Genomic DNA, 21,503 nt, shown 5'->3' with positions numbered 1-21,503 from the left:
GCTCCTTACAGCACTTTTGACAGGAACTGGCGCGTTCGCGCATGCGACGGACGGTTCAATACCGCGTCGCTGCTGCCCTGCTCCACGATTTTCCCGTCGACCATAAACACCACCTGATCCGCCACCTCGCGGGCAAAGCCGATCTCGTGGGTGACCACCACCAGCGTAGTGCCGGACCGGGCCAGTTTTTTGATCACGTCCAGCACCTCTCCCACCAGCTCCGGATCCAGCGCCGAGGTAGGTTCATCAAACAGCATCACGCGGGGGCGTAGCGCCAGCGCGCGGGCAATCGCAATGCGCTGCTGCTGCCCGCCGGAGAGATGGCGAGACCAGGCATCGGCCTTATCCCGCAGCCCGACCACATCCAGCAGGCTGTACGCTCTTTCCACCGCCTCTTTTTTGCTGAGCTTCTTATGCGCGATGGGCGCCTCAATCAGGTTTTCCAGCACCGTGAGGTGAGGAAAGAGATTGAAGTTCTGAAACACATAGCCCACGTTGACGCGCTGCTTGAGGATCTCTTTCTCCTTCAGCTCATAGAGCTTGTCGCCCTGACGACGGTAGCCAATGTAGTCCCCGTCGATCTGAATAAAGCCTTCGTCGACGCGCTCCAGATGGTTAATGGTGCGCAGCAGCGTCGATTTGCCCGAGCCTGAGGGCCCGAGAATGACCGTCACGGAACCGGGCGGGATCTCAAGCGAAACGTTGTCGAGCGCCTTATGGCGACCAAAAAACTTGCTGACACCGGTAATCGAGATATGTCCTTCAGGAGAGGCTTGCATGGATAGGCTCCTGTGCTGGCGTGGTGGTGACGGAACGGGTGCGACGGGCGGCACGGTTCTGATTAACCGCAGAGCGGCGTTCGCTGCGGGCGAGTGCGCGTTCAACACCGTACTGGATAGCGGACAAGACGGTGGTAATCACCAGATACCAGGCGGCACCGACCATCAGCAACGGGATCACCTCCTGGGTACGGTTGTAGATCATCTGGATGGTATAGAACAGCTCCGGCATTGCCAGGACGTAGACCATCGCCGTTCCCTTGGCGAGGCTGATAATTTCATTGAACCCGGACGGCAGAATGGTGCGCAACGCCTGAGGCAGGATTATCCGCACCGTACGTCGCCAGGCCGGCAGGCCAAGCGCGGCGGCCGCTTCATACTGGCCGTGATCCACCCCGAGGAAACCCCCGCGAATAATCTCTGCGGTGTAGGCGCTCTGCACCAGCGTCAGCCCCACCACGGCGGTGGAGAACTGCCCGAGCACGTTGATGGTTTCAAAGCTGCCCCAGGTGATGCCGGTGAACGGCACGCCGAGGGAGAGCGTGTCGTAGAGATAGGAAAAGTTGTAGAGAATGATCAGCACCACGATCAGCGGCAGCGAGCGAAACAGCCAGATATAGCCCCACGCCAGGCTGCTCAGCAGCCATGACGAGGAGAGTCTCGCCAGCGCCAGCATGCCGCCCAACACCACGCTCAGCGCGGTACCGATCAGGGTAAGCAGCAGAGTCTGCCCTACGCCTTCGAGAATAACCGGGTCAAAGAACCAGCGGGCAAACACCGCCCACTCCCAGCGCGGGTTGAAAGCGACGGACTGGATCACGACCGCCAGCACAAACAGCGCCACCGCGGCGCCGACGGTCCGCAGCGGATAACGCGCCGGGACCACCTTAATGGTTTCAACGTTGCTCATCGTCGTTCCTCATGCGGTTTTACTGAACGCTTCGCGTACCAGCGTTTTAGTGAAGCGCAGCCGACCGTCAAACGGCGGCTGGCTGTACTCTTCCGGATCCCGGTTCAGATCAAACTGTGGCTGGTAGCCCTGGCTGAGATAGAGCCTGACCGCTTCCGGCTGGCGAAAACCGGTTGTCAGGTAGATCTGGCTGTAACCTGCCAGCACCGCCCTGCGCTCCAGCTCCTGCACTACGCGTCCGGCAAGCCCCTGCTGACGCAGGGTTTTGTCCGTCCAGATGCGCTTGATTTCCGCAGTGCGTTCGTCGAAGGGTTTGTACGCACCGGTGGCGATGATTTTTCCGTCACGCTCCAGGACGATAAACAGCCCCTGCGGCGCTAAATACCACTCGGTGAGTTCCACTTCCGCGTCTTTAGAGAAGTAATCACCGTAGCGGGCGGCATATTCACCGAACAGCCCCTCGATAATGGGCTGAAGTTCGGCATCTTCCGGTGAAACGTCACGAAATTGTTCACGCATAGCGCCTCCTTAATCACCCAGGCCATCAGGATTCACTTCTGACTGCGGAATACGCTCAACGCCTTCCCCCCAGCGGTTCAGCACTTTGTCGTAATCGCCGTTTTTGATGACGCCGTTCAGCGCGGTTTGCACCGGCTCAACCAGCCCGCTGCCTTTCTTCAGCGTCACCGCAATGTGCGCCGCCTTCGGCCAGCCGCCGTCGACGCTGCCCACCAGTTTGGTTTTCCCGTTCAGCGCCGCCTTCCATGCGCCAATCACGTTCGGGCCAAAGTAGGCATCCGCGCGCCCGGACTGGAGCGCCAGCGTTTGCGCCGCATCGTCTTTGGTGTAGATCGGGGTAAACGGTTTTAGCCCCTTCTTCAGGTTTTCAGCATTCCATGCCAACAGGATGGCCTCCTGATTGGTCCCGGAACCAACGATAATCCGCAGCCCGGCGATGTCCTCAGCCTTCTGAAGCGATTCGATCGGGCTGGTCGATTTCACGTAGAAACCGAGGGAGTCCTTACGGTAGGTGGCGAAATCAAACTTCTCTTTGCGCGCTTTGGTAACGGTAATGTTGCTGATGGCGGCATCGTATTTCCCGGACGCCACGCCCAGCGGCCAGTCTTCCCACGACGTTGGCACCACGTTCAACTCAAGTCCGAGGCTATCGGCCACCAGACGGGCGACGTCAACTTCACTCCCGAGCAGCGTTTTGTTGTCGTCGGAAAATACCGTCAGCGGCGGTTGATTCAGGCCCGCCACCGCCACGGTAAATTTCCCCGGCACGGCAAAGCGATAATCTTTCGGCAGCTGCGCCACTGCATCGCTGTTTTTGGCGGTATTGATCGGCGTTTTATTGGCCTCGATGCTCACGCCGGTGCCGTTAATGTTCACATTCTCTGCCCAGACGGCAGGGGTAAAGGCCAGCGCGAGCGCCAGAATAAGCGATGTTTTCTGCATAGCGGAGTTCTCTTTTATTGTTGTGTGAACTGGTTTTTCGGTTGGTCTAAGCCCAGGCTTTCGCGCAGCGTGGTTCCCGGGTAGTCGGTGCGAAACAGGCCGCGGGCCTGTAAAACGGGCACCACCTGGTCAACAAAGCGCGGAAAGGTATCCGGCGTACCGCCCTGGATGATGAAGCCGTCTGCGGCATAGCCTTCAAACCAGGCCTGCAGACCGTCGGCGACCTCCTCCGGCGTGCCGGAAAAGCGCGGGCGCGGCGATGCGGCCTCAAGCGCCACCTGGCGCAGGGTTAAGTTGCGCTCGCGGGCATTTCGCTTAATTTCATCGGTGGTGCTGCGGAAGCTGTTTTTGCCTAAGTCACCGATATCCGGGAACGGCTCGTCGAGCGGATACTGGCTGAAATCGTGATGTTCAAAATAACGCCCGAGGTAATTGAGGGCATCGGTAACCGACACCAGCGCCGCCGTGGTTTGATACTGGTTTTCCACGTCATCGGCGTCTTTACCGACAATCACGCTGACGCCCTGGAAGATATGTAAATCTGACGCGCGGCGGCCGTTTGTTTCCAGCTGCTGCTTCACGTCGCGGTAAAACGCTTTTGCCTCGTCGAGCGTTTCGTGATGAGTGAAAATGGCGTCGGCATGTTTTGCCGCCAGCTTTTTCCCGTCGTCCGACGCGCCCGCCTGAAAAACAATCGGACGCCCTTGCGGGGTGCGACCAATATTCAGCGGACCGGCGACCTGGAAGAAGTCACCGTGGTGATCGAGCGTATGCAGCCTGGCCGGGTCAAAAAACTGACCGCTCTCTTTGTTGCGGATAAACGCGTCGCCTTCCCAGGAGTCCCACAGCCCTTTCACCACGTCGAGATACTCATCCGCAATGCGATAGCGCAGCGCATGCTCGGGGTGTTTTTCGCGAGAGAAGTTCTTTGCCGACCCTTCCAGCGGCGAAGTCACCACGTTCCAGCCCGCACGTCCGTTGCTCAGATGATCGAGGCTGGCGAACTGGCGCGCCGTGGTAAAGGGTTCGCTGTAGGAGGTGGATAACGTTCCCACCAGCCCCAGCCGCGTGGTGATGCTTGCCAGCGCGGATAATACCGTTAACGGCTCAAAGCGGTTTAAAAAATGCGGAATGGATTTCTCATTTATATAAAGACCGTCGGCAACGAATAAAAAATCGAGTTTGCCCTCCTCCGCTTTTAACGCCGTCTCTTTTACGAATTCAAAATTAATGCTGGCATCCGCGACCGCCGCCGGATGACGCCAGGCGGACATATTGCCCGATGCACCATGCAAAATGGTCCCAAGCCGCAGTTGACGATGTGCAGACATATTTACCTCTCCAGAATTAAACGTGTTGCAGGGCTTTTTCCGCCAGCTGTGCAAAATAGCGGGCTGCGGGCTCAATCAGGGCTTCGTCAGGATTAAACGCCGGGTGGTGTAAACCATACGGGCTATTGCTGCCGATGCTGACAAACGCGCCGGGAACAGACTGCAGGTAGACCGCAAAATCTTCCCCGCCCATATGCAGTTCCGCGTGCCGGGTTTCATAACCGGCCTCACGCGCGACCGAGGTGGCGAAGTCGGCCCAGCGCTCGTCGTTCACCAGCGCGGTGGGCCCGGCATACCAGGTGATGTCGATCTGCGCGCTGAAGGCGCTGGCAAACCCGGCGGCGATTTCGCCCACGCGAGCCTTCACGTTCTGCTGAACCTCCGTGCGGTGGGTGCGAAGCGTGCCCTCCAGCTCGACGCTTTCCGGCAGCACGTTCCAGGTGTTACCCCCAGCAATGCGCGTCACGCTCAGCACCACCGAGTCCAGCGTATTGACGTTGCGGCTGGCGACGCTTTGCAGCGCCGTCACCAGCTGGCTCGCCAGCACAATGGCGTCGTTGCCTTCGTGCGGGCGGGCCGCATGTGCGCCCTTGCCGGTGATGCGGATCACGAAGCGATCGACGTTGGCATAAAACGGTCCGCCGCGGGTGGCGAACTCACCGACCGGCAGGCCGGGCTCGTTGTGCATGCCGAAAATGGCGCTGACGTCACGCAGGGCACCGGCACGTACCATGCTCTTCGCACCGCCAAAGTTCTCTTCGGCAGGTTGAAACAGGATACGCACCCGGCCGTTAAGTGAGGTTTCCCGCTCTTTGAGCTTTAACGCGGCGCCGAGGATCACGCTGGTGTGGATATCGTGTCCGCAGGCGTGCATCACGCCTGCATGCTGCGAGCTAAACGGCACGCCGCTGCGCTCCTCAATTGGCAGGGCATCAATGTCTGCCCGCAGCGCAATCAGCTTGCTACCGGTTCCAATTTCCGCCACCAGCCCGGTTGGCAGATCGTAAGGCTGCGGGGGAATACCGGCATTCGTCAGCCACTGGCGCAGGCGCGCGGTGGTCTCCACTTCCTGGCCGGACAGCTCCGGGTTCCGGTGCAGCTCACGACGCCAGGCAATCAGTTGTTCGCCGAAGCTCATACGGTGACCTCCCTGTTAAGACGCGCCTCGGCCAGCAGACGCAGAGACGCGACGCGCGTTGCCCCCTCCGCGACCGGCGTGTCGATGATAAATTCGTCAATGCCCCACTGTTCGTGCAGCGCGTTAAGCTGTTCCAGCACCGACTCAGCCGTGCCCGCCAGCAGCGACTGGGCCCGACGGGCAATACGCACCGGCTCACTGCCCGCCTGGCGCGCAAAGGCGTAGGCCTGTTCCTCACTGGCGACGGTTACGCGCTGGCCGTTTGCCAGCTCAACGCCCCACACTTCGACCTTCTGCGCCAGCGCGTCCGCTTCGGCCTGGGTCGGCGCGACAACCGCCTGCACAGCCACTATCACGTCCCGCGCGCTGTTCTCACGCCAGGTCGATACCACCTCGCGCAGCAGCTCCGGATCGCCGTTCAGGTGTGCGGCAAACACAAAGTGCCAGTTGAGCCTGGCGGCCAGCAGCGCGCTTTCGATGCTCGCGCCCAGCAGGAAACCCTCAGCGGGCAGCGGCGGCAGCGGCGTGGCGCGGACGGCCTCCTCAGCAGAGAGATGCTCAGGACGGATCCAGCGGTCGAGCTGGGCCAGCTGTTCGGCAAAGCTGCCCTTTTCCTGCTGATTCAGGCCCTGCTGAAGCGCGCGGGTTGAGAGCGGCAAACCGCCGGGGGCTTTCCCGACGCCCAGATCCACGCGACCCGGCGCCAGCGCGGCCAGAACGTTAAAGTTTTCAGCGACTTTATAGGGGCTGTAGTGTTGAAGCATGACGCCGCCAGAGCCCACGCGGATGCGCTTTGTTTGCCCGAGGATCCAGGCAATCAGCAGTTCCGGCGAGGGGCTGGCGAGTTGCGGGGTATTGTGGTGTTCGGCAATCCAGAAGCGGTGATAGCCCAGATTTTCCGCCTGTTGCGCCAGCGCTAACGTCCGCGCCAGCGCATCGGCAGCCGTTTCATTTTCAGCGATGGGGCTTTTATCCAGAATGCTGATTCGCCATGACATGTTGCGTTCTCGTTTGACTTAACATGTCGACATTATTAAAGGCGCACTTCACCACTGAGAAACAATTAATTTACATTTGGTTTGCCGGAAATCAGATATATAAAACCCTACTAAGAATAAGATTTTAAGGCGGCAATCAGCGTTTCCGCCTGCCCGCGGCGGGTAATATGGACGAAGCGGATATGCCCATATTGCGGGTTTTGCAGATCGGCTTCATAACGCGTGCGGTTGTTACGCCACGTTTTCATCGTCCAGATGAGAATCGACTCTTTACTGAAGAACGCGCGCCGGAAACTCTCTTTGTTCCCGGTTCCGGGCCAAAGCTCGTGTTTATGCCAGGCCCGTTTGATTGCCCTGTTGACGGCCTGCCAGAGGGTGCGGACAAACCCATAATCCACCCACACTACAACGTCTACATTACGCCATTTAACGGGCCGCGTGCGGTTATAGTTGCCGTCGAGTACCCAGTCTGGCGACGCCTGTAGCACCTGCTCAAGCTTTTCCTGAAACTCATCGTCCGGCGTTCCCTGCCATTCGGGTCGCCAGTAGAGTCTGTCCATCTCGATATAGGGAATAGCCAGTTCGGTCGCAATCTGCTTCGCCAGCGTGCTTTTTCCACTTCCGCTGGTTCCGATGACGTTAATTTTCACCTCAGCCTCCCTGTATTTACGAAAATGAGACCGAATCATAACGTTTTCATTCTGTTAACGAAATGCTTCCTGGTATTACCGCGGCGGTGTTACTCTCCTGTCTGGCAGTCTATTTATTCCCTGAGAAACGTCTGCAGCTGGCCAGTCTGGTGCTGCAGTTTGATCAACCGCGCCTGCAGCAGGCGATTGCCGTTTTTGGCGGTTAGCCGTTCGGGTACTGTTCGTCGGTCACTTTTTCCAGCCACGTTACCGGGCTGCCGTTTACCGCTTCAGCGATGGCGATATGCGTCATCGCCGTTTGCGCACTTGCGCCGTGCCAGTGCTTCACGCCGGGTGGGATCCAGGCGATATCGCCCTGATTCAGGATTTCCGCCTCTTCGCCCCACGCCTGTAACCAGCCGCGCCCCTGCGTCACAATCAGCGTTTGTCCCAGGGGATGCGTATGCCAGGCCGTGCGCGCCCCCGGCTCAAAGGTCACGGTTGCCCCGCCGACGCTGGCAGGTTCGCTCGCCTGAAAGGGCGCGTCAATGCGAACAGCGCCGGTAAACCAGGCCTCCGGGCCTGTTGCTGAAGGTAATGAACCGCTGCGGATAATTTTCATCTTTTGCTCCTTGTTGACTGTTGCGTTAACAGTAGCGCAAAGCATTCTGGAGCATTAGGGTGCATAATGAGATAGAACACATGATTGAAATTCATAAATAGAACCGCAATGCTAAAAGATAATTTCAACGACCTGCTCTCCTTTATGGTAGTGGCCCGCGAGCGCAGCTTTACGCGCGCAGCGGCGCAGCTGGGCGTCTCGCAATCGGCACTGAGTCATGCGATGCGCAAGCTTGAAGCGCGATTAGACGTTCGCCTGTTAACCCGCACAACCCGCAGCGTGGTTCCGACACCCGCGGGTGAGCAGCTCTTTTCGCGCCTCAGCCCGCATCTGCAGGAGATCGAACAGGAACTCACGGCGCTTTGCAGCACCCGCGACAAACCCGCAGGCGCTATCCGCATAGTCGCCGGCGAGCACGCGATGGACGCCGTGCTCTGGCCGGCACTGAAGGCTTTTATGCTGCAGTATCCTGAAATCAACGTCGAAGTGACGGTCGACAACGGCCTGACAGATATCGTCGATGGCCGCTTCGACGCGGGGGTACGCCTGGGTGAACAGGTGGCAAAAGATATGATTGCGGTGCGGATAGCGCCGGACATGCGCATGGCGGTCGTCGGCTCCCCGGATTACCTGGCTCGTTTTGGCGTGCCGCTCGTGCCGGAGCAGCTGGGTGAACACCGCTGTATCAATCTCCGCCTGCCCACCCGAGGGGCAGTGTATGACTGGGAGTTTGAGCGCGACGGGCGCGAGCTTCGGGTGCGGGTTGAAGGACAGCTTACGCTGAGTAATCTGTCGCAGCGCATCGACGCGGCGGAGAGTGGCCTCGGATTAGCCTACGTGCCCGAGTCCTCGGTCCTGGGCGCCCTTCAGCACGGACGGCTCGTCAGGGTCCTTGAGTCCTGGTGCCCCACGTTTGAAGGATATCACCTCTATTATCCAAGCCGTCGACAGCATACAACTGCGTTCAGGTTGCTTCTCGATGCCCTGCGGCAGTAAAAATTTATACCATCTGGTAATAATTAAGGGAATCTGATGATTAAATAAACAACGTCGCGATTGTTTTGACTAAAAACTCACCACGATTCAGCGCGTTGTAAACCTTGTCTGCTCTGACCACACGATTTCCTTCGACGTGCATCACTTTCGGCACGGTTATATTTTGCGTCGCTTATCAATTGCAGGTAGGATGCCTCGCCATGTTTCGCCTTATCCATACGCAGAATGACTGGGAAGGCGGCATGTGTTTGCGCAGAAGCAATCGTTTGTATTGCGCTCTGCCAGGCAGGACTATCACGATAATGGTTCAGACAGGCAAACAGGTAACTCAATGAAAACAAGCAATAAAAGCGCAGCCGATCATCACGCTGCGAAACGTCGCTGGTTGAACTCCCACGAAGAGGGCTACCACAAAGCGATGGGCAACCGTCAGGTTCAAATGATCGCCATCGGCGGCGCTATCGGAACGGGTCTGTTTTTAGGTGCTGGCGCGCGTCTGCAGATGGCGGGCCCGGCTCTCGCCCTGGTCTATCTGGTGTGCGGGATCTTCTCTTTCTTCATTCTTCGCGCGCTGGGTGAACTGGTACTGCATCGCCCTTCCAGCGGAAGCTTTGTCTCTTACGCCCGAGAATTCCTCGGTGAAAAAGCCGCCTACGTGGCAGGCTGGATGTACTTCGTCAACTGGGCGATGACCGGTATCGTCGATATCACCGCCGTTGCGCTGTATATGCACTACTGGGGCGCGTTCGGTGATGTGCCGCAGTGGGTCTTTGCCCTTGGCGCGCTGGCGATCGTCGGCACCATGAACATGATCGGCGTGAAGTGGTTCGCCGAGATGGAGTTCTGGTTTGCGCTGGTCAAAGTGCTCGCCATTGTGATTTTCCTGGTGGTCGGTACCGTCTTCCTCGGCAGCGGCAAGCCGCTGGATGGCAATGCTACCGGCTTCCACCTGATAACCGATAACGGCGGTTTCTTCCCGCACGGTCTGCTGCCTGCGCTGGTGCTGGTTCAGGGCGTGGTGTTTGCCTTTGCCTCTATTGAGCTGGTCGGTACCGCTGCGGGCGAATGTAAAGACCCACAAACGATGGTGCCAAAAGCCATTAACAGCGTGATCTGGCGTATCGGTCTGTTCTACGTCGGCTCCGTGGTGCTGCTGGTTCTGCTGCTGCCGTGGAACGCCTATCAGGCCGGCCAGAGCCCGTTCGTCACCTTCTTCTCGAAGCTCGGCGTGCCTTACGTGGGCAGTATCATGAACATCGTGGTGCTGACGGCGGCGCTCTCCAGCCTGAACTCCGGTCTGTACTCTACCGGGCGTATCCTGCGCTCCATGTCGATGGGCGGTTCAGCGCCGAAGTTCATGTCGAAGATGAGCAAGCAGCACGTGCCTTACGCAGGCATTCTTGCCACGCTGGTGGTGTATGTCTTCGGCGTTTTCCTGAACTATCTGGTGCCGTCTCAGGTCTTTGAGATCGTTCTGAACGTGGCCGCACTCGGCATTATCGCTTCCTGGGCCTTTATCGTGGTCTGCCAGATGCGTCTGCGTAAAGCCATTAAAGAAGGCAAAGCCGCAGATATCAGCTTCAAGCTGCCGGGCGCGCCGGTGACCTCCTGGCTCACCCTGCTCTTCCTGTTCAGCGTGCTGGTGCTGATGGCGTTCGACTACCCGAACGGCACCTATACCATCGCCACCATCCCGCTGCTGGCCGTGCTGCTGATCGCTGGCTGGTTCGGTGTGCGTAAGCGCGTTCACGAAATTCACAGCACCGCACCGGTTCATCCAGACGATGAAAAACACGACGCGCCGCTGGTGGAAGAGACCTCGCGTTAAGCATCACACAGGCATTAAAAAGGGAAGGCATATGCCTTCCCTTTTTTTATATTACAGCGCGATACGAATCACATCGTCAGGCTGGGTCGCTTCCTGCTGGCGGGTAGATTTCTGCTTCACCGTCACGTAAAGCGTTTTGCCATCCGCAGAGAGCGCCAGGCTGTTCGGGTAGACCGGCGTATCGAACGTTTTCGTCACTTTGTAGGTCTTCGCGTCAATCACGCTCACCTTGCCGGCCTCACGGTGCGTCACGTAAGCTTCATTGCGAGCCGGGTTAAACAGAACGGCCAGGGATTCAGGCGCGGCGATTTTCTCGATCACGCTGCCGTCTTTCAGGCTAACCGCCAGCACTTCCGGCTGTTTTGAATCGGTCAGGAACGCGCGCTGACCGGCGGTGTCCAGGCTCAGGTTCAGATAGAAGTGCTCTTTTCCGTCGTCCTGCACTTTTTTGCGGCTCAGGATTTTGTTGGTGGCGGTATCAATGGTGACCAATTCACCGTCTGCATTGGTGGTGTACAGGCGTTTCGCCTTTGCATCCAGCGCCAGACCGGTACTGTATGTGCCGGTGTTGGCAATGGTCTCTTTCAGCTTCAGCGTTGCGCCATCCACGACCCAAATCACGCTCTCTTTGCCGACACCGGTGATGTAAATCGTGTTGCTCGCGTCATCCGCCACCAGCTGGCGCGGCTGCAGCGGCTTGACGGTTTCACTGCGCTGGCGGCTATCAAGCACCAGTCGCCCTTTCACGTCGCCCGTTTTCGCATCAATGGCCGTCACTGCGCCGTTGATCGTATTACCCAGCCACAGGGTTTGCGTCGCGCCGTCGAGGGTGGCGCCAAACGGTTTGAGATCGCTATGAATGGCCTGCGTCACCTCAAGCGTAGCAGGATCGAGGCGATAGATAACGCCACCCTTGTCGAGTTTACGGCTTTGCGACGTCGCAACCCACAGCGCGTTCTCCTGCTGGCTGACCGCCATTTCATAGGCACCTTTACCCACCGCTTTACGCAGCATCTCTTCGGCGGCATGCGCCTGGAAGGTTCCGGCAAACAGTAAAGCGGCAGACAGCAGAGACGTACTCAGGCGTGGCGAGCACAGATGGCGTAAAGACATAACAATTCCTTTTTTGAAAATTGGGGGTACTGCTGACATCGCTTCCGGCTGGCAACGTCATGGCATTGCCGTTTTGATAATGAGAATAGTAATCATTAATAAGTTAAAAGTGGAGTTTTTCTTTTCCCTATTGCCTTTCATTAACGCAATGTGCGGTTATAGTTTTCAAAACATTTACAAAACCTTTAACATGTATGGACATGTTCCATTTGGTTCGTTTATACATCACAACCGGTTTTACTCATGAAAATCATATCTGCCCGTAAGGCATCTCTCCCGCTGCTGCTGGTTCCCGTTGTTTTTGCGCCTCTAAGCGCAATGAGCGCAGAGGAACAGACCATGATCGTCAGCGCCACGCCGCAAACCGTATCAGAGCTTGATACTCCGGCGGCGGTCAGCGTCGTGAATGGCGAGGATATGCGCCACGCTGCGCCGCGCATTAATCTCTCCGAATCGCTTGGCAGCGTTCCGGGACTACAGATTCAGAACCGTCAGAACTATGCTCAGGATCTCCAGCTTTCGATGCGCGGGTTTGGTGCTCGCTCAACGTTTGGCGTGCGCGGCATTCGCATGTACGTCGACGGTATTCCAGCCACCATGCCGGACGGACAGGGCCAGACCTCCAACATCGATCTCTCCAGCATTGACAGCGTTGAGGTGCTGCGCGGTCCCTTCTCCGCCCTGTATGGCAACGCCTCTGGCGGCGTGATTAACATCAATACGCAAACCGGGCAGCAGCCGCCGACCATCGAGGCAAGCAGCTATTACGGCAGTTACGGGACATGGCGCTACGGCATGAAAGCCACCGGCGCAATGGGCGATGGCACCCATGCCGGGGACGTGGATTACACCGTATCCACCACCCGCTTCACCACTAAAGGCTACCGCGACCACAGCGGCGCGCGGAAGAATCTCGCTAATGCCAAACTGGGCGTACGCATTGACGATGCCAGCAAGTTAACGCTGATTTTTAACAGCGTGGACATGAAAGCAAACGATCCGGGCGGGCTGAGCTATCAGGAGTGGCAGGATAACCCGCGTCAGTCCCCGCGCGGCGATCAGTACAACACGCGCAAGACCATCAAGCAGACTCAGGCGGGGCTGCGCTACGACCGCCAGCTTAGCGCTCAGGACGATCTCAGCGTGATGATGTACGCCGGCGAGCGTGAAATGACCCAGTACCAGTCGATTCCCTACCAGCCGCAGCTGAGGCCTTCTCACTCCGGCGGCGTGATCGATATGCAGCGTCATTATCAGGGGGTTGATACCCGCTGGACGCACCGCGGCGAGCTGCTGGTGCCGGTCACCTTCACCACCGGTCTGAACTATGAAAACATGAGTGAAGATCGTCGCGGGTACGAGAACTTTGTGATGAACAACGGCGTGCCGGATTACGGCGTGAAGGGTGATAAACGCCGGAACGAACGTAACCTGATGTGGAACGTCGACCCTTACCTGCAGACCAGCTGGCAGCTGACGCAGAAACTGTCCGTTGATGCGGGCGTGCGTTACAGCTCGGTCTGGTTTGATTCTAACGACCATTACGTTACGCCGGGCAACGGCGACGACAGCGGTGACGCGAGCTATCACAAGTGGCTCCCGGCGGGCTCCGTTAAGTATGCGGTGACGGACGCGTGGAACCTCTACGCTGCCGCAGGGCGTGGGTTCGAAACGCCAACCATCAACGAGCTTTCGTATCGCGCCGATAACCAGGGCGGCCTGAATATTGGCCTGCAACCTTCCACGAACAACACGTATGAGGTGGGCAGCAAAACCCGCATTGGCAATGGCCTGCTGACGGCAGCGCTGTTCCGCACCGATACGGATGACGAGATCGTGGTGGATGCCAGCTCTGGTGGCCGCACAAGCTATAAAAATGCCGGAAAGACCCGCCGTCAGGGAGTCGAAGTGTCTCTCGATCAGCAGTTTGCCGAGAACTGGAAGCTGAAAATGGCGTGGACCTACCTTGATGCTACCTACCGAACCAACGTCTGCGGCGACGCGGACTGTAACGGCAACCGTATGCCGGGCATTGCCCGCAATATGGGCTATGCGTCGTTTGGCTGGCAGCCTGAAGAAGGCTGGTACGCGGGCTCGGACGTGCGCTACATGAGCGATATCATGGCCGACGACGAGAACACGGCGAAAGCGCCATCGTACACGGTGGTCGGGCTGAATACCGGGTATAAATTCAACTACGGTAACTGGGGGATGGACGTCTTTGGCCGCGTAGATAACCTGTTCGACAAAGAGTACGTTGGCTCGGTTATTGTCAACGAATCCAACGGGCGTTATTACGAGCCAGCGCCTGGCCGTAACTACGGTGTGGGTCTGTCGGTGTCTTATCGATTCGAGTAACAAATAAGTAAAGTTTATTTTATACCGAAAATAACGATCCTGATGGCAAAATGCCATCAGGAGTTATTCACCAGATAAATAAATAGACGCGGTATATAGTCGCTCTGTTAAATTATCTCTCAGTTAAAATATTGTCGCTGTAAAAGCGTATTCGCTTCATCAATCGATTTTTCAATCGCCTTCTGGCTGGCGTCGACATCCCGGCGTTCCAGGGCTGAAAGCAGTTCGTCATAGTGATACGTCGCTTCCTTAATGTCATTAAGCTCCTGGTGCAGATAGTTAATGCAAGGCCCGATACGCACCCAAAGCTGTTCAATTAATGCATTCAGCGTGGGCATTTCCGCGTACTGATAAAGCGTAAAGCGGAAGATGCGATTTGCCTGCAATGCCTGCTGAACGTTCCCGTTGCGCATGGCCTCATGAAACGCTTCCGACAATTTGCGCAACGTCTCGATCTTTTGGTCAGACATATTCTGACAGGCTGCGGCAACCGCCATGGGTTCAAGCTGCTTGCGAATAGCGTTGATTTCGTTATAACGGTCCAGCGTCACCTCCGGCACCAGAAATGCCTGTGCCGGCGTGGCATGTAATGCCCCTGCTGACACCAGACGCAGCAGCGCCTCGCGCACTGGGGTAATGCTGGTTCCTAATTTATCGGCGATCTCTTTCGTAATCAGTCGTGCACCCGGTTTAAGGGAGCCTGTAATTAACGCTCCTTTCAAACTGAGTTCAACTTGCATGGTAAGACTGATCCTTTGGGCTTTTTCTAAGTGATCCAAATCAAGCATGTTCAATTCCTGTAGCTAAAACTTAATGCTATTTTTAAACGCCAGTTTTAATAAAACGACGCTGGTCCGATATATCCTGTATCGTCATGCCTGGTGGTGGGAAGTACGTAAAACAGCAAAAAATGCAAAATGTGTTTTTTTTATCGGTTTCGGGCTCATCCGGGATGATGGCGCGAAAAGCCATGTCCGTTAATTAAAGACAATATATCGTATCTTCACAAATAAATATGGCGGGAAACCCCGCCATAGTGCCTTTTATTTATTGTCACCCGCGACGCGAATCACGACTTTACCGAAGTTTTTTCCTTCCAGCAGGCCAATCAGCGCTTCAGGGGCGTTTTCCAGCCCGTCCGTCACCTGTTCACGATAGTGAATTTTACCCTCCTGCACCCAGCGCCCCATCTCTTCCTGAAACTCATGAATGCGGTGGCCGTAGTCCTGGGCAATGATAAAGCCCTGCATCCGGATGCGTTTCTTCAGAATAGTGCCCATCAGAAGCGGCAAACGGTCTGGCCCCTCAGGCAAGCCCGTAGCATTGTAGCCGCTCACCAGGCCACACACCGGCACGCGCGCGGAGGTATTCAGCAGCGGCAGCACGGCGTCAAACACTTTCCCGCCGACGTTTTCAAAGTAGACATCAATGCCTTTCGGGCAGGCGCGTTTCAGCTGCTCAGCGAAATCCGCCGCGTGGTGATCGAGACACACGTCAAATCCAAGAACCTCAACGGCGTGGCGGCATTTTTCTGCCCCACCGGCTACCCCGACCACGCGGCAGCCTTTAATTTTACCGATCTGCCCGACGGTCGCCCCAACCGGGCCCGTCGCGGCGGCGACCACCAGCGTTTCACCCGCTTGCGGTTGTCCGATATCCAGCAACCCCATATAGGCGGTAAAGCCCGGCATCCCAAGAATGCCCAGCGCCCAGGAGGGATGGGTGGGATTATCGCCCAGCTTGACCAGGCCGCTGCCGTCCGAAAGCGCGTACTCCTGCCAGCCGCTGTAGCTCAGCACCCATTCACCCGCTTTAAAGTCGGGGTGGTTTGACTGCTCAACGCGGCTAACCGTTCCCCCTACCATCACCGCACCAATCTCAACCGGCGGAGAATAGGATGGCGCATCGCTCATGCGGCCCCGCATGTAAGGGTCCAGCGACAGCCAGACGGTGCGAAGCAGCAGCTGCCCCGCCTGAGGAGCAGGAACGGGCTGCTCTTCCAGACGAAAATTCTCCGCCACCGGCGCGCCCTGTGGGCGAGAGGCCAGCACCCAGCGGCGGTTTTGCGAAACAGATTGATTCATCGGATTCTCCTTCTGGTACAAATGTCATTACAGCCTGGCTCACGATCGGCATTATCGCCTTAACATTACGAGGCAGACTAGTTAAGCCGGACCACAAGATAGATGCAGGTTTCGTTCGTTTCGTTGATAAAACGGCAGTCGTTTGGCGGCCCCAGCTCCAGACAGTCTCCGGCCTTCATCTCGTGGCGAGTATCGCCCTCCTGGAATACCAGCTCGCCGGACTGCAGCCAGATCAGCTGCCGCGCGAGCGCGTAGGAGGACGCCGGCATCGGGACGTCGCTCCCCGCGGGTAGCTCAATCTGAACGAGGTCGATAGGCAGATCGGTACGGGGAGAAACGTGGCGACGAAGGTAGTGGGTTTGCGGATCGCGCCAGACGGGCTGGTTCGCCAGGCGCAGGAGTTTTCCCTCCTGCATCTCGGCTCTGGCAATCAGGGTCGACATGCTGATCCCAAACGCGCCTGACAGGCGGGCAAGCAAGGTTGCCGTCGGGCTGCTGTCGCCGCGCTCTATCTTGTGGATCATGGCGCGAGATACGCCTGCCCGCTCGGCCAGCTCGCTAAGAGACCAGCCGCGTGATTCACGTTCGAGGCGAATTCTGGCGCTAATACGCTGATTCATTGTGTCTGTTATTGTGTTCATAACGTCATACTAAAGCGTATGAACGCCGTTTCAATGGGGCTCATAATCATTCTCACGTAGCGCTCTGACGATACAGTTGTGTAATATCATATCTATAGCGTAATACTATAGTAAACAACATACAGAGGTTTAATCATGATCGTTCGTCACGCCTGTAAAGAAGACTGCGCTGCGATAGGAGAGATCTATAACCATGCGGTGCTGCATACTGCCGCGATCTGGAACGATAAAACCGTTGATACCGATAACCGAATCGCCTGGTTCGAGGCCCGCACGCTCGCGGGTTACCCGGTTCTGGTGGCTGAGGAAAATGGTGTGGTTACCGGGTACGCCTCTTTCGGCGACTGGCGCGCCTTCGACGGCTTTCGTCACACGGTTGAGCATTCGGTATATGTCCATCCGGAGCATCAGGGTAAAGGCATTGGCCGCACGTTAATGAAAGCGCTGATCAACGAGGCCCGCGCCATCGGCAAACACGTGATGGTGGCCGGCATTGAAGCGCAAAATAAGGCCTCGATTCACCTCCACGAAACGCTCGGTTTTGTGACCACGGGGCAGATGCCGCAGGTGGGAACCAAGTTTGGCCGCTGGCTGGACTTAACCTTTATGCAGCTGCAGCTGGACGAGCGCAGCGACCCGGACGCAATCCCATGAATCAGTCGCTGACGCTGGCGTTCCTGGTGGCGGCGGGGATCGGTCTGGTGGTGCAAAACACCTTAATGGTGCGTATCACCCAGTCCTCCTCCACCATTCTTATCGCAATGCTGCTGAACTCCCTGGTCGGCATTGTGCTGTTTGTCAGCATTCTGCTGCTGAAGCAGGGCTTCGCCGGGTTCAGTGAGCTGGCCGCAACGGTGCGCTGGTGGACGCTGATCCCGGGGCTCCTGGGGTCGTTTTTTGTGTTTGCCAGCATCAGCGGCTACCAGAACGTGGGCGCGGCAACGACCATCGCGGTGCTGGTCGCAAGCCAGCTGATTGGCGGGCTGGTCCTTGACGTGCTGAGAAGCCATGGCATTCCCCTGCGCGCGCTGATCGGCCCGGTATGCGGCGCGGTGATGCTGGTCGTCGGGGCCTGGCTGGTAGCGCGACGCCAGTTTTGATTACAGTATGGTGCCGCCCTTGGTCAGCTGTTCCTGGCGTGCGTCCATCTCCTCTTTGTGCTGCTTACCGTGGTGCGAAATCGCGGTACGCAGACGCTGCTGTTGGGCGTAACGGTCTTCACGGCTGAGATCGGCATCATCGCTCAATGCAATCAGCAGTTCGTTCATGTGGGCGATGACGCTCTCTTCAATGGCGGCATCCACGCGGGCGGTAACTTCGTTTAAATGTGACATTGTCACTCCTTGTTTTTGCCGGGTGGTGGCTTAAGCCTTACCCGGCAATAAATGCTTAGTTCAGCTTCGCTTTAGAGAAATCGCTGCCCATCAGGCTCACGCTGTATCCGGTCACGTTGCTGCGGGTTGCAAAGAACGTTTTGCCGTTTGCCAGCGCGATCCACGGTGCCTGCTGGTAGAAAATCTCCTGCGCCTGGCCGTACAGTTTCGCACGCTCGGCCGGATCGCTGGTCAGCTTCGCTTTTTGCACCAGGGCATCATAACCCTTATCGCACCAGCGCGCGGCGTTTGACCCGGTTTTAATGCTGTTGCAGCCCAGCAGCACATCGGCGAAGTTGTCCGGGTCGCCGTTATCGGACATCCAGCCGAACAGCGCGGAGTCGTGCTCGCCTTTGCGCATCCCGGAGAGGTATTCCCCCCACTCGTAAGAGACGATTTTGGCCTTCACGCCGACTTTCGCCCAGTCGCTCTGGATCATCTCCGCGATACGACGCGAGTTAGGGTTATACGGACGCTGAACCGGCATTGACCACAGCGTGACCTCTGCGCCCTTCTCCAGCCCGGCCTGCTTAAGCAGCGCTTTTGCTTTATCAGGATCGTAGCTGTAGTCCTGCAGATCTTTATTAAAGCCCAGCATATTTGGCGGGATCGGCGATTTAGCCACCGTACCGGAGCCCATAAAGACCGCATTAACGATAGCCTTCTTGTCGGTCGCGTAGTTCAGCGCCTGACGCACCAGCACGTTATCGAACGGCTTTTTCTCGGTGTTAAACGCCAGATAGCCGACGTTCAGCGCATCGACAGAGTGCAGCGTCAGGTCTTTGTTCTTTTTAATCACGTCAAACTGAACCGGAGACGGCGCAGGAATAATCTGACACTCGTTGGTCTGTAATTTCGCCAGGCGGGTTTCCACGTTTGGCGTGATGGAGAAGATAAGATGTTTGGTCGGCACCTCGCCATCCCAGTAGTTCGGATTAGCGACGTAGCGGATCAGCGAGTCCACCTTGTACTGCTGGAGCACATAGGGCCCGGTGCCGATCGGCCAGGTATCTACGTTCTCAGGCGTGCCTTTTTTCAGCATCACATCGGCGTATTCGGCGGAAAGGATCGACGCGAAATCCATTCCCCAGTCGGCCAGGAACGCGGCGTTGGGTTCACTCAGGGTGAACTGGACGTGATAATCGTCGACCTTTTTAACGTCCTGAATCAGCTTATCGAGCCCGACATCGTTGAAGTATTCGTAGTTGCCCTGGGACACATTATGGTACGGGTGTTTAGGGTCTTTCTGACGCATTACCGAGAAAATAACGTCATCGGCGTTAAAGTCGCGCGTCGGTTTGAAGTATTTGTTGCTGTTGAACTTCACCCCTTTGCGCAGGGTAAAGGTATAGGTCTTGCCGTCCGGTGAAATCGTCCAGGATTCCGCCAGTGACGGTACCGGGGTATTTTTCACCGGGTCGAAATTGATCAGGCGGTTGTACAGAACCTGAGAGCTGGCCACGAACGACGGGCCGGAGCTGGCGATTTGCGGGTTGAACGACTCTGGCGATGCCTCGGAGCAGTAAATAAGGGTGTCGTTGTTTGCCGCCCATGCGGCACCGGCTGGTAAAAGAGCGCTCAGCGCAAGGGCGAGCAGCGTTTTCCCTGTAGACATAGTTATAACCCTGACAGTTTTATTATATAGGTCAGTAATAACAGCACAGCCGTTATCACCTGGCAAATAACGAAACACTATCAGGTTATTCTAAAGGCGCGTTTTTTGCCGGTTTTGCCACCAGAGCAAAAAAAGGTGATTTGCCTTAAGTGACGTTATTCGTCAAGCACAACCGTCACGATCTATGCCGCAAGAAATCGGCGCTTTTAGCGTCTCTTCCTCCGTTTGTTTGCTTCCTCGTTTCGTTAAAGTAACGGTGTGAAGAAGTATATGGGATCAAATCGTGGCAAAAACTCTTTTACGCAGCGGTAATCTGGATGATTTTCAGGCCGTTGGCGGCGGCGGACAGGCCGTTTTTGAATCAGCGTTACAAATCCGGGAAGCGCTTCGATTGCGCAAACAGCAGGCCATAGTGGACTGTCTGGCTATTCCTCAGGTCAACGACAGCGGCGACCGCGTGGACTGGTATTCCCCCGTTGAGGGAAGCGTCACCAGCTGGAAGGCGGCCAGTGAAGACGACCGCTATCGTGCCCTGCGCTATCTGGAAAACACGCTTGCCAGCGTTGAGTCGTTAAGCAAGAAATGCCTCCAGTCGCCCAAAACCGCGCAGCAGCTTTTCGGCTCGCTGCTGTCGAAAGCGTTTCAGTTTCCCGGCGAGAATTTTGTTTTCCTGGTCGCAGGAAAGCCGATTATTTGCTTCTGGGGTTTTGTAAACCTGAACGAAAATGCGCGCGACGATGTCCTCGACTGCCTGCGTGAAGCGTTGATCCCCGAGCCTGCCCCCGTTGTGATTGAAGAGCCCGAGCCAGAACCCGCGCCCGAACCGGCCATCACCTTTGAAAAAGCAGACGAGCCGCTGATTGCGCCCGTCGCCGCCGTGCGTATTACGCCGGAAGAACTGTATGAGCCGGAGCCCGCGCCGGTTGTTGCGCAACCCGCTCAGGAACCTGCGCCTGTTGCCGTCACGAAAAAACGTCGCGTTCCCCTGTGGACCCTGCCGGTTGCCGCCGTGATTGTGGCAGCCGTTGCCGCGCCGCTGCTGTGGCCAAAACAGGCCCCTTCGGCAGAGCCCGCTCCGGCACCGGCTCCTGAGCCCGTGGCTATTGCACCGCAGCCGATCAAAGAGGTAGAGCCGCTGGCTATGAATCTCCCCCTGCATCAGGCTGAGGTCGTCGCCAGTAAAGAAAAAGAACCCGCTCCTGCACCTGAAGCCGCACCGGTGGTAATTGTTCCGATCCCGAAAGATGCCATGGTGATGGAAGCCGGTCAGGTGAAAGCCGGGTCGACGCGCTTCCTGAACGGTACCTGGCGCGCGGTTCTCGACGTGAAAGATCCGGTCACCGGCAAGCCGCCGTCAATGCGCTATCAAATCCAGAACAATAAAGGTTTCGCCCGCGTCGTGCACGGCGACAACATTGTCTGCCGCGCGGAGATTTTCTCCGGACTGCACAGCAATGGCGAGCTGATGATTAAAAGTCGCGGCAATGCTCGCTGCACCGACGGTTCCCGCTATCCGATGCCGGAAGTCGCCTGTAAAGCCGGGGCCAGCGATATCGCAGAATGTCGCGCTCGCTACGATGCCAACACCGTCGTCCCACTGACGTTCAAGAAAGCAGGTGCCTGATCC

General features: G+C 57.2%; 20 protein-coding genes and 1 pseudogene. 7 read left to right on the top strand and 14 right to left on the bottom strand.

From position 1 onward, the window contains the following. Positions 1-5 precede the first annotated feature (5 nt). From IM295_RS16320 to IM295_RS16285, 7 genes and pseudogenes are all read right to left on the bottom strand, one after another. On the bottom strand, positions 6-779 hold the full coding sequence (locus IM295_RS16320) for an amino acid ABC transporter ATP-binding protein (RefSeq protein ID WP_182033770.1): 774 nt from the start codon (positions 777-779) through the stop codon (positions 6-8). Next, entirely contained in the window at positions 763-1,689 is a 927-nt protein-coding gene (locus IM295_RS16315; protein ID WP_028013278.1) for an amino acid ABC transporter permease, read from the bottom strand. Before IM295_RS16315 ends, IM295_RS16320 begins: the two co-directional genes overlap by 17 nt. Positions 1,690-1,698: 9 nt before the next feature. Beyond that, positions 1,699-2,208 carry a GNAT family N-acetyltransferase gene (locus IM295_RS16310; RefSeq protein WP_028013279.1) on the bottom strand — a complete coding sequence of 170 codons (510 nt, stop codon included), beginning with the start codon at positions 2,206-2,208 and terminating at the stop codon, positions 1,699-1,701. A gap of 9 nt (positions 2,209-2,217) precedes the next feature. After that, positions 2,218-4,481 (bottom strand): annotated as a pseudogene (locus IM295_RS23090) (NtaA/DmoA family FMN-dependent monooxygenase). A 16-nt stretch (positions 4,482-4,497) separates the two neighbouring features. Further along, entirely contained in the window at positions 4,498-5,619 is a 1,122-nt protein-coding gene (locus tag IM295_RS16295) for an amidohydrolase (RefSeq protein ID WP_193066961.1), read from the bottom strand. Next, positions 5,616-6,617 (bottom strand): MsnO8 family LLM class oxidoreductase, encoded by a 1,002-nt coding sequence (locus IM295_RS16290; protein ID WP_126325933.1) that lies wholly within the window; start codon positions 6,615-6,617, stop codon positions 5,616-5,618. The genes IM295_RS16295 and IM295_RS16290 overlap by 4 nt, the downstream gene beginning before the upstream one ends. Positions 6,618-6,727: 110 nt before the next feature. After that, on the bottom strand, positions 6,728-7,267 hold the full coding sequence (locus tag IM295_RS16285; protein ID WP_028013284.1) for an AAA family ATPase: 540 nt from the start codon (positions 7,265-7,267) through the stop codon (positions 6,728-6,730). A gap of 62 nt (positions 7,268-7,329) precedes the next feature. Here IM295_RS16285 and IM295_RS16280 point away from each other — a divergent pair, with 62 nt between their 5' ends. Then, the gene (locus tag IM295_RS16280) at positions 7,330-7,473 is read left to right on the top strand and encodes a hypothetical protein (RefSeq protein ID WP_157859379.1); all 144 of its coding nucleotides are present in this window, start codon (positions 7,330-7,332) and stop codon (positions 7,471-7,473) included. Here IM295_RS16280 and IM295_RS16275 read toward each other — a convergent pair. Then, the gene (locus IM295_RS16275; RefSeq protein WP_045260619.1) at positions 7,470-7,868 is read right to left on the bottom strand and encodes a cupin domain-containing protein; all 399 of its coding nucleotides are present in this window, start codon (positions 7,866-7,868) and stop codon (positions 7,470-7,472) included. The two genes, IM295_RS16280 and IM295_RS16275, sit on opposite strands and share 4 nt — an antisense overlap. A gap of 108 nt (positions 7,869-7,976) precedes the next feature. Here IM295_RS16275 and IM295_RS16270 point away from each other — a divergent pair, with 108 nt between their 5' ends. Together IM295_RS16270 and ansP are read left to right on the top strand one after the other, a co-directional pair. Beyond that, positions 7,977-8,864, top strand: coding sequence for a LysR family transcriptional regulator (locus tag IM295_RS16270; protein WP_193066960.1), 888 nt, complete (start codon positions 7,977-7,979; stop codon positions 8,862-8,864). Between the two features lie 331 nt (positions 8,865-9,195). Beyond that, positions 9,196-10,692: an L-asparagine permease gene (gene ansP / locus IM295_RS16265; RefSeq protein WP_028013287.1), complete on the top strand. Its 1,497-nt coding sequence runs from the start codon at positions 9,196-9,198 to the stop codon at positions 10,690-10,692. Between the two features lie 51 nt (positions 10,693-10,743). On the opposite strand, the gene IM295_RS16260 is transcribed toward ansP, so the two are convergent. Continuing rightward, positions 10,744-11,805: a YncE family protein gene (locus IM295_RS16260; RefSeq protein WP_047368641.1), complete on the bottom strand. Its 1,062-nt coding sequence runs from the start codon at positions 11,803-11,805 to the stop codon at positions 10,744-10,746. 243 nt (positions 11,806-12,048) lie between these two features. Here IM295_RS16260 and pqqU point away from each other — a divergent pair, with 243 nt between their 5' ends. Then, complete coding sequence (gene pqqU, locus IM295_RS16255; RefSeq protein ID WP_041909791.1) at positions 12,049-14,163, top strand: TonB-dependent receptor PqqU; 2,115 nt, start codon at positions 12,049-12,051, stop codon at positions 14,161-14,163. Positions 14,164-14,282: 119 nt separating this feature from the next. On the opposite strand, the gene IM295_RS16250 is transcribed toward pqqU, so the two are convergent. From IM295_RS16250 to IM295_RS16240, 3 genes are all read right to left on the bottom strand, one after another. Beyond that, the gene (locus IM295_RS16250) at positions 14,283-14,951 is read right to left on the bottom strand and encodes a GntR family transcriptional regulator (protein ID WP_028013290.1); all 669 of its coding nucleotides are present in this window, start codon (positions 14,949-14,951) and stop codon (positions 14,283-14,285) included. Between the two features lie 255 nt (positions 14,952-15,206). Further along, on the bottom strand, positions 15,207-16,247 hold the full coding sequence (locus tag IM295_RS16245; RefSeq protein ID WP_049136469.1) for an NADP-dependent oxidoreductase: 1,041 nt from the start codon (positions 16,245-16,247) through the stop codon (positions 15,207-15,209). Between the two features lie 77 nt (positions 16,248-16,324). Then, positions 16,325-16,888: an XRE family transcriptional regulator gene (locus tag IM295_RS16240; RefSeq protein ID WP_193066959.1), complete on the bottom strand. Its 564-nt coding sequence runs from the start codon at positions 16,886-16,888 to the stop codon at positions 16,325-16,327. A 135-nt stretch (positions 16,889-17,023) separates the two neighbouring features. Here IM295_RS16240 and IM295_RS16235 point away from each other — a divergent pair, with 135 nt between their 5' ends. Further along, complete coding sequence (locus IM295_RS16235) at positions 17,024-17,542, top strand: GNAT family N-acetyltransferase (RefSeq protein ID WP_045260624.1); 519 nt, start codon at positions 17,024-17,026, stop codon at positions 17,540-17,542. Further along, entirely contained in the window at positions 17,539-17,988 is a 450-nt protein-coding gene (locus IM295_RS16230; RefSeq protein ID WP_028013294.1) for a DMT family transporter, read from the top strand. Before IM295_RS16235 ends, IM295_RS16230 begins: the two co-directional genes overlap by 4 nt. Here the strand turns inward: IM295_RS16230 and IM295_RS16225 are convergent, their stop codons facing one another. Both IM295_RS16225 and IM295_RS16220 read right to left on the bottom strand, forming a co-directional pair. Beyond that, a complete protein-coding gene (locus tag IM295_RS16225) occupies positions 17,989-18,222 on the bottom strand; it encodes a YdcY family protein (RefSeq protein WP_049136473.1) in 234 nt (77 codons plus the stop codon). It lies immediately after the preceding gene. Between the two features lie 55 nt (positions 18,223-18,277). Next, positions 18,278-19,876 (bottom strand): ABC transporter substrate-binding protein, encoded by a 1,599-nt coding sequence (locus tag IM295_RS16220; RefSeq protein WP_028013296.1) that lies wholly within the window; start codon positions 19,874-19,876, stop codon positions 18,278-18,280. A gap of 283 nt (positions 19,877-20,159) precedes the next feature. Between IM295_RS16220 and IM295_RS16215 the strand changes: the two genes are divergently transcribed. Further along, positions 20,160-21,500, top strand: coding sequence for an SrfA family protein (locus IM295_RS16215; RefSeq protein ID WP_193066958.1), 1,341 nt, complete (start codon positions 20,160-20,162; stop codon positions 21,498-21,500). Positions 21,501-21,503 lie beyond the last annotated feature (3 nt).

It is taken from the genome of Enterobacter cloacae complex sp. P14RS (assembly GCF_014895895.1).
In the GTDB taxonomy this organism is placed as follows: domain Bacteria; phylum Pseudomonadota; class Gammaproteobacteria; order Enterobacterales; family Enterobacteriaceae; genus Enterobacter; species Enterobacter bugandensis.
Note: the sequence above shows the minus strand (reverse complement) of the source record. Positions and strands in the feature narration are given on the sequence as shown.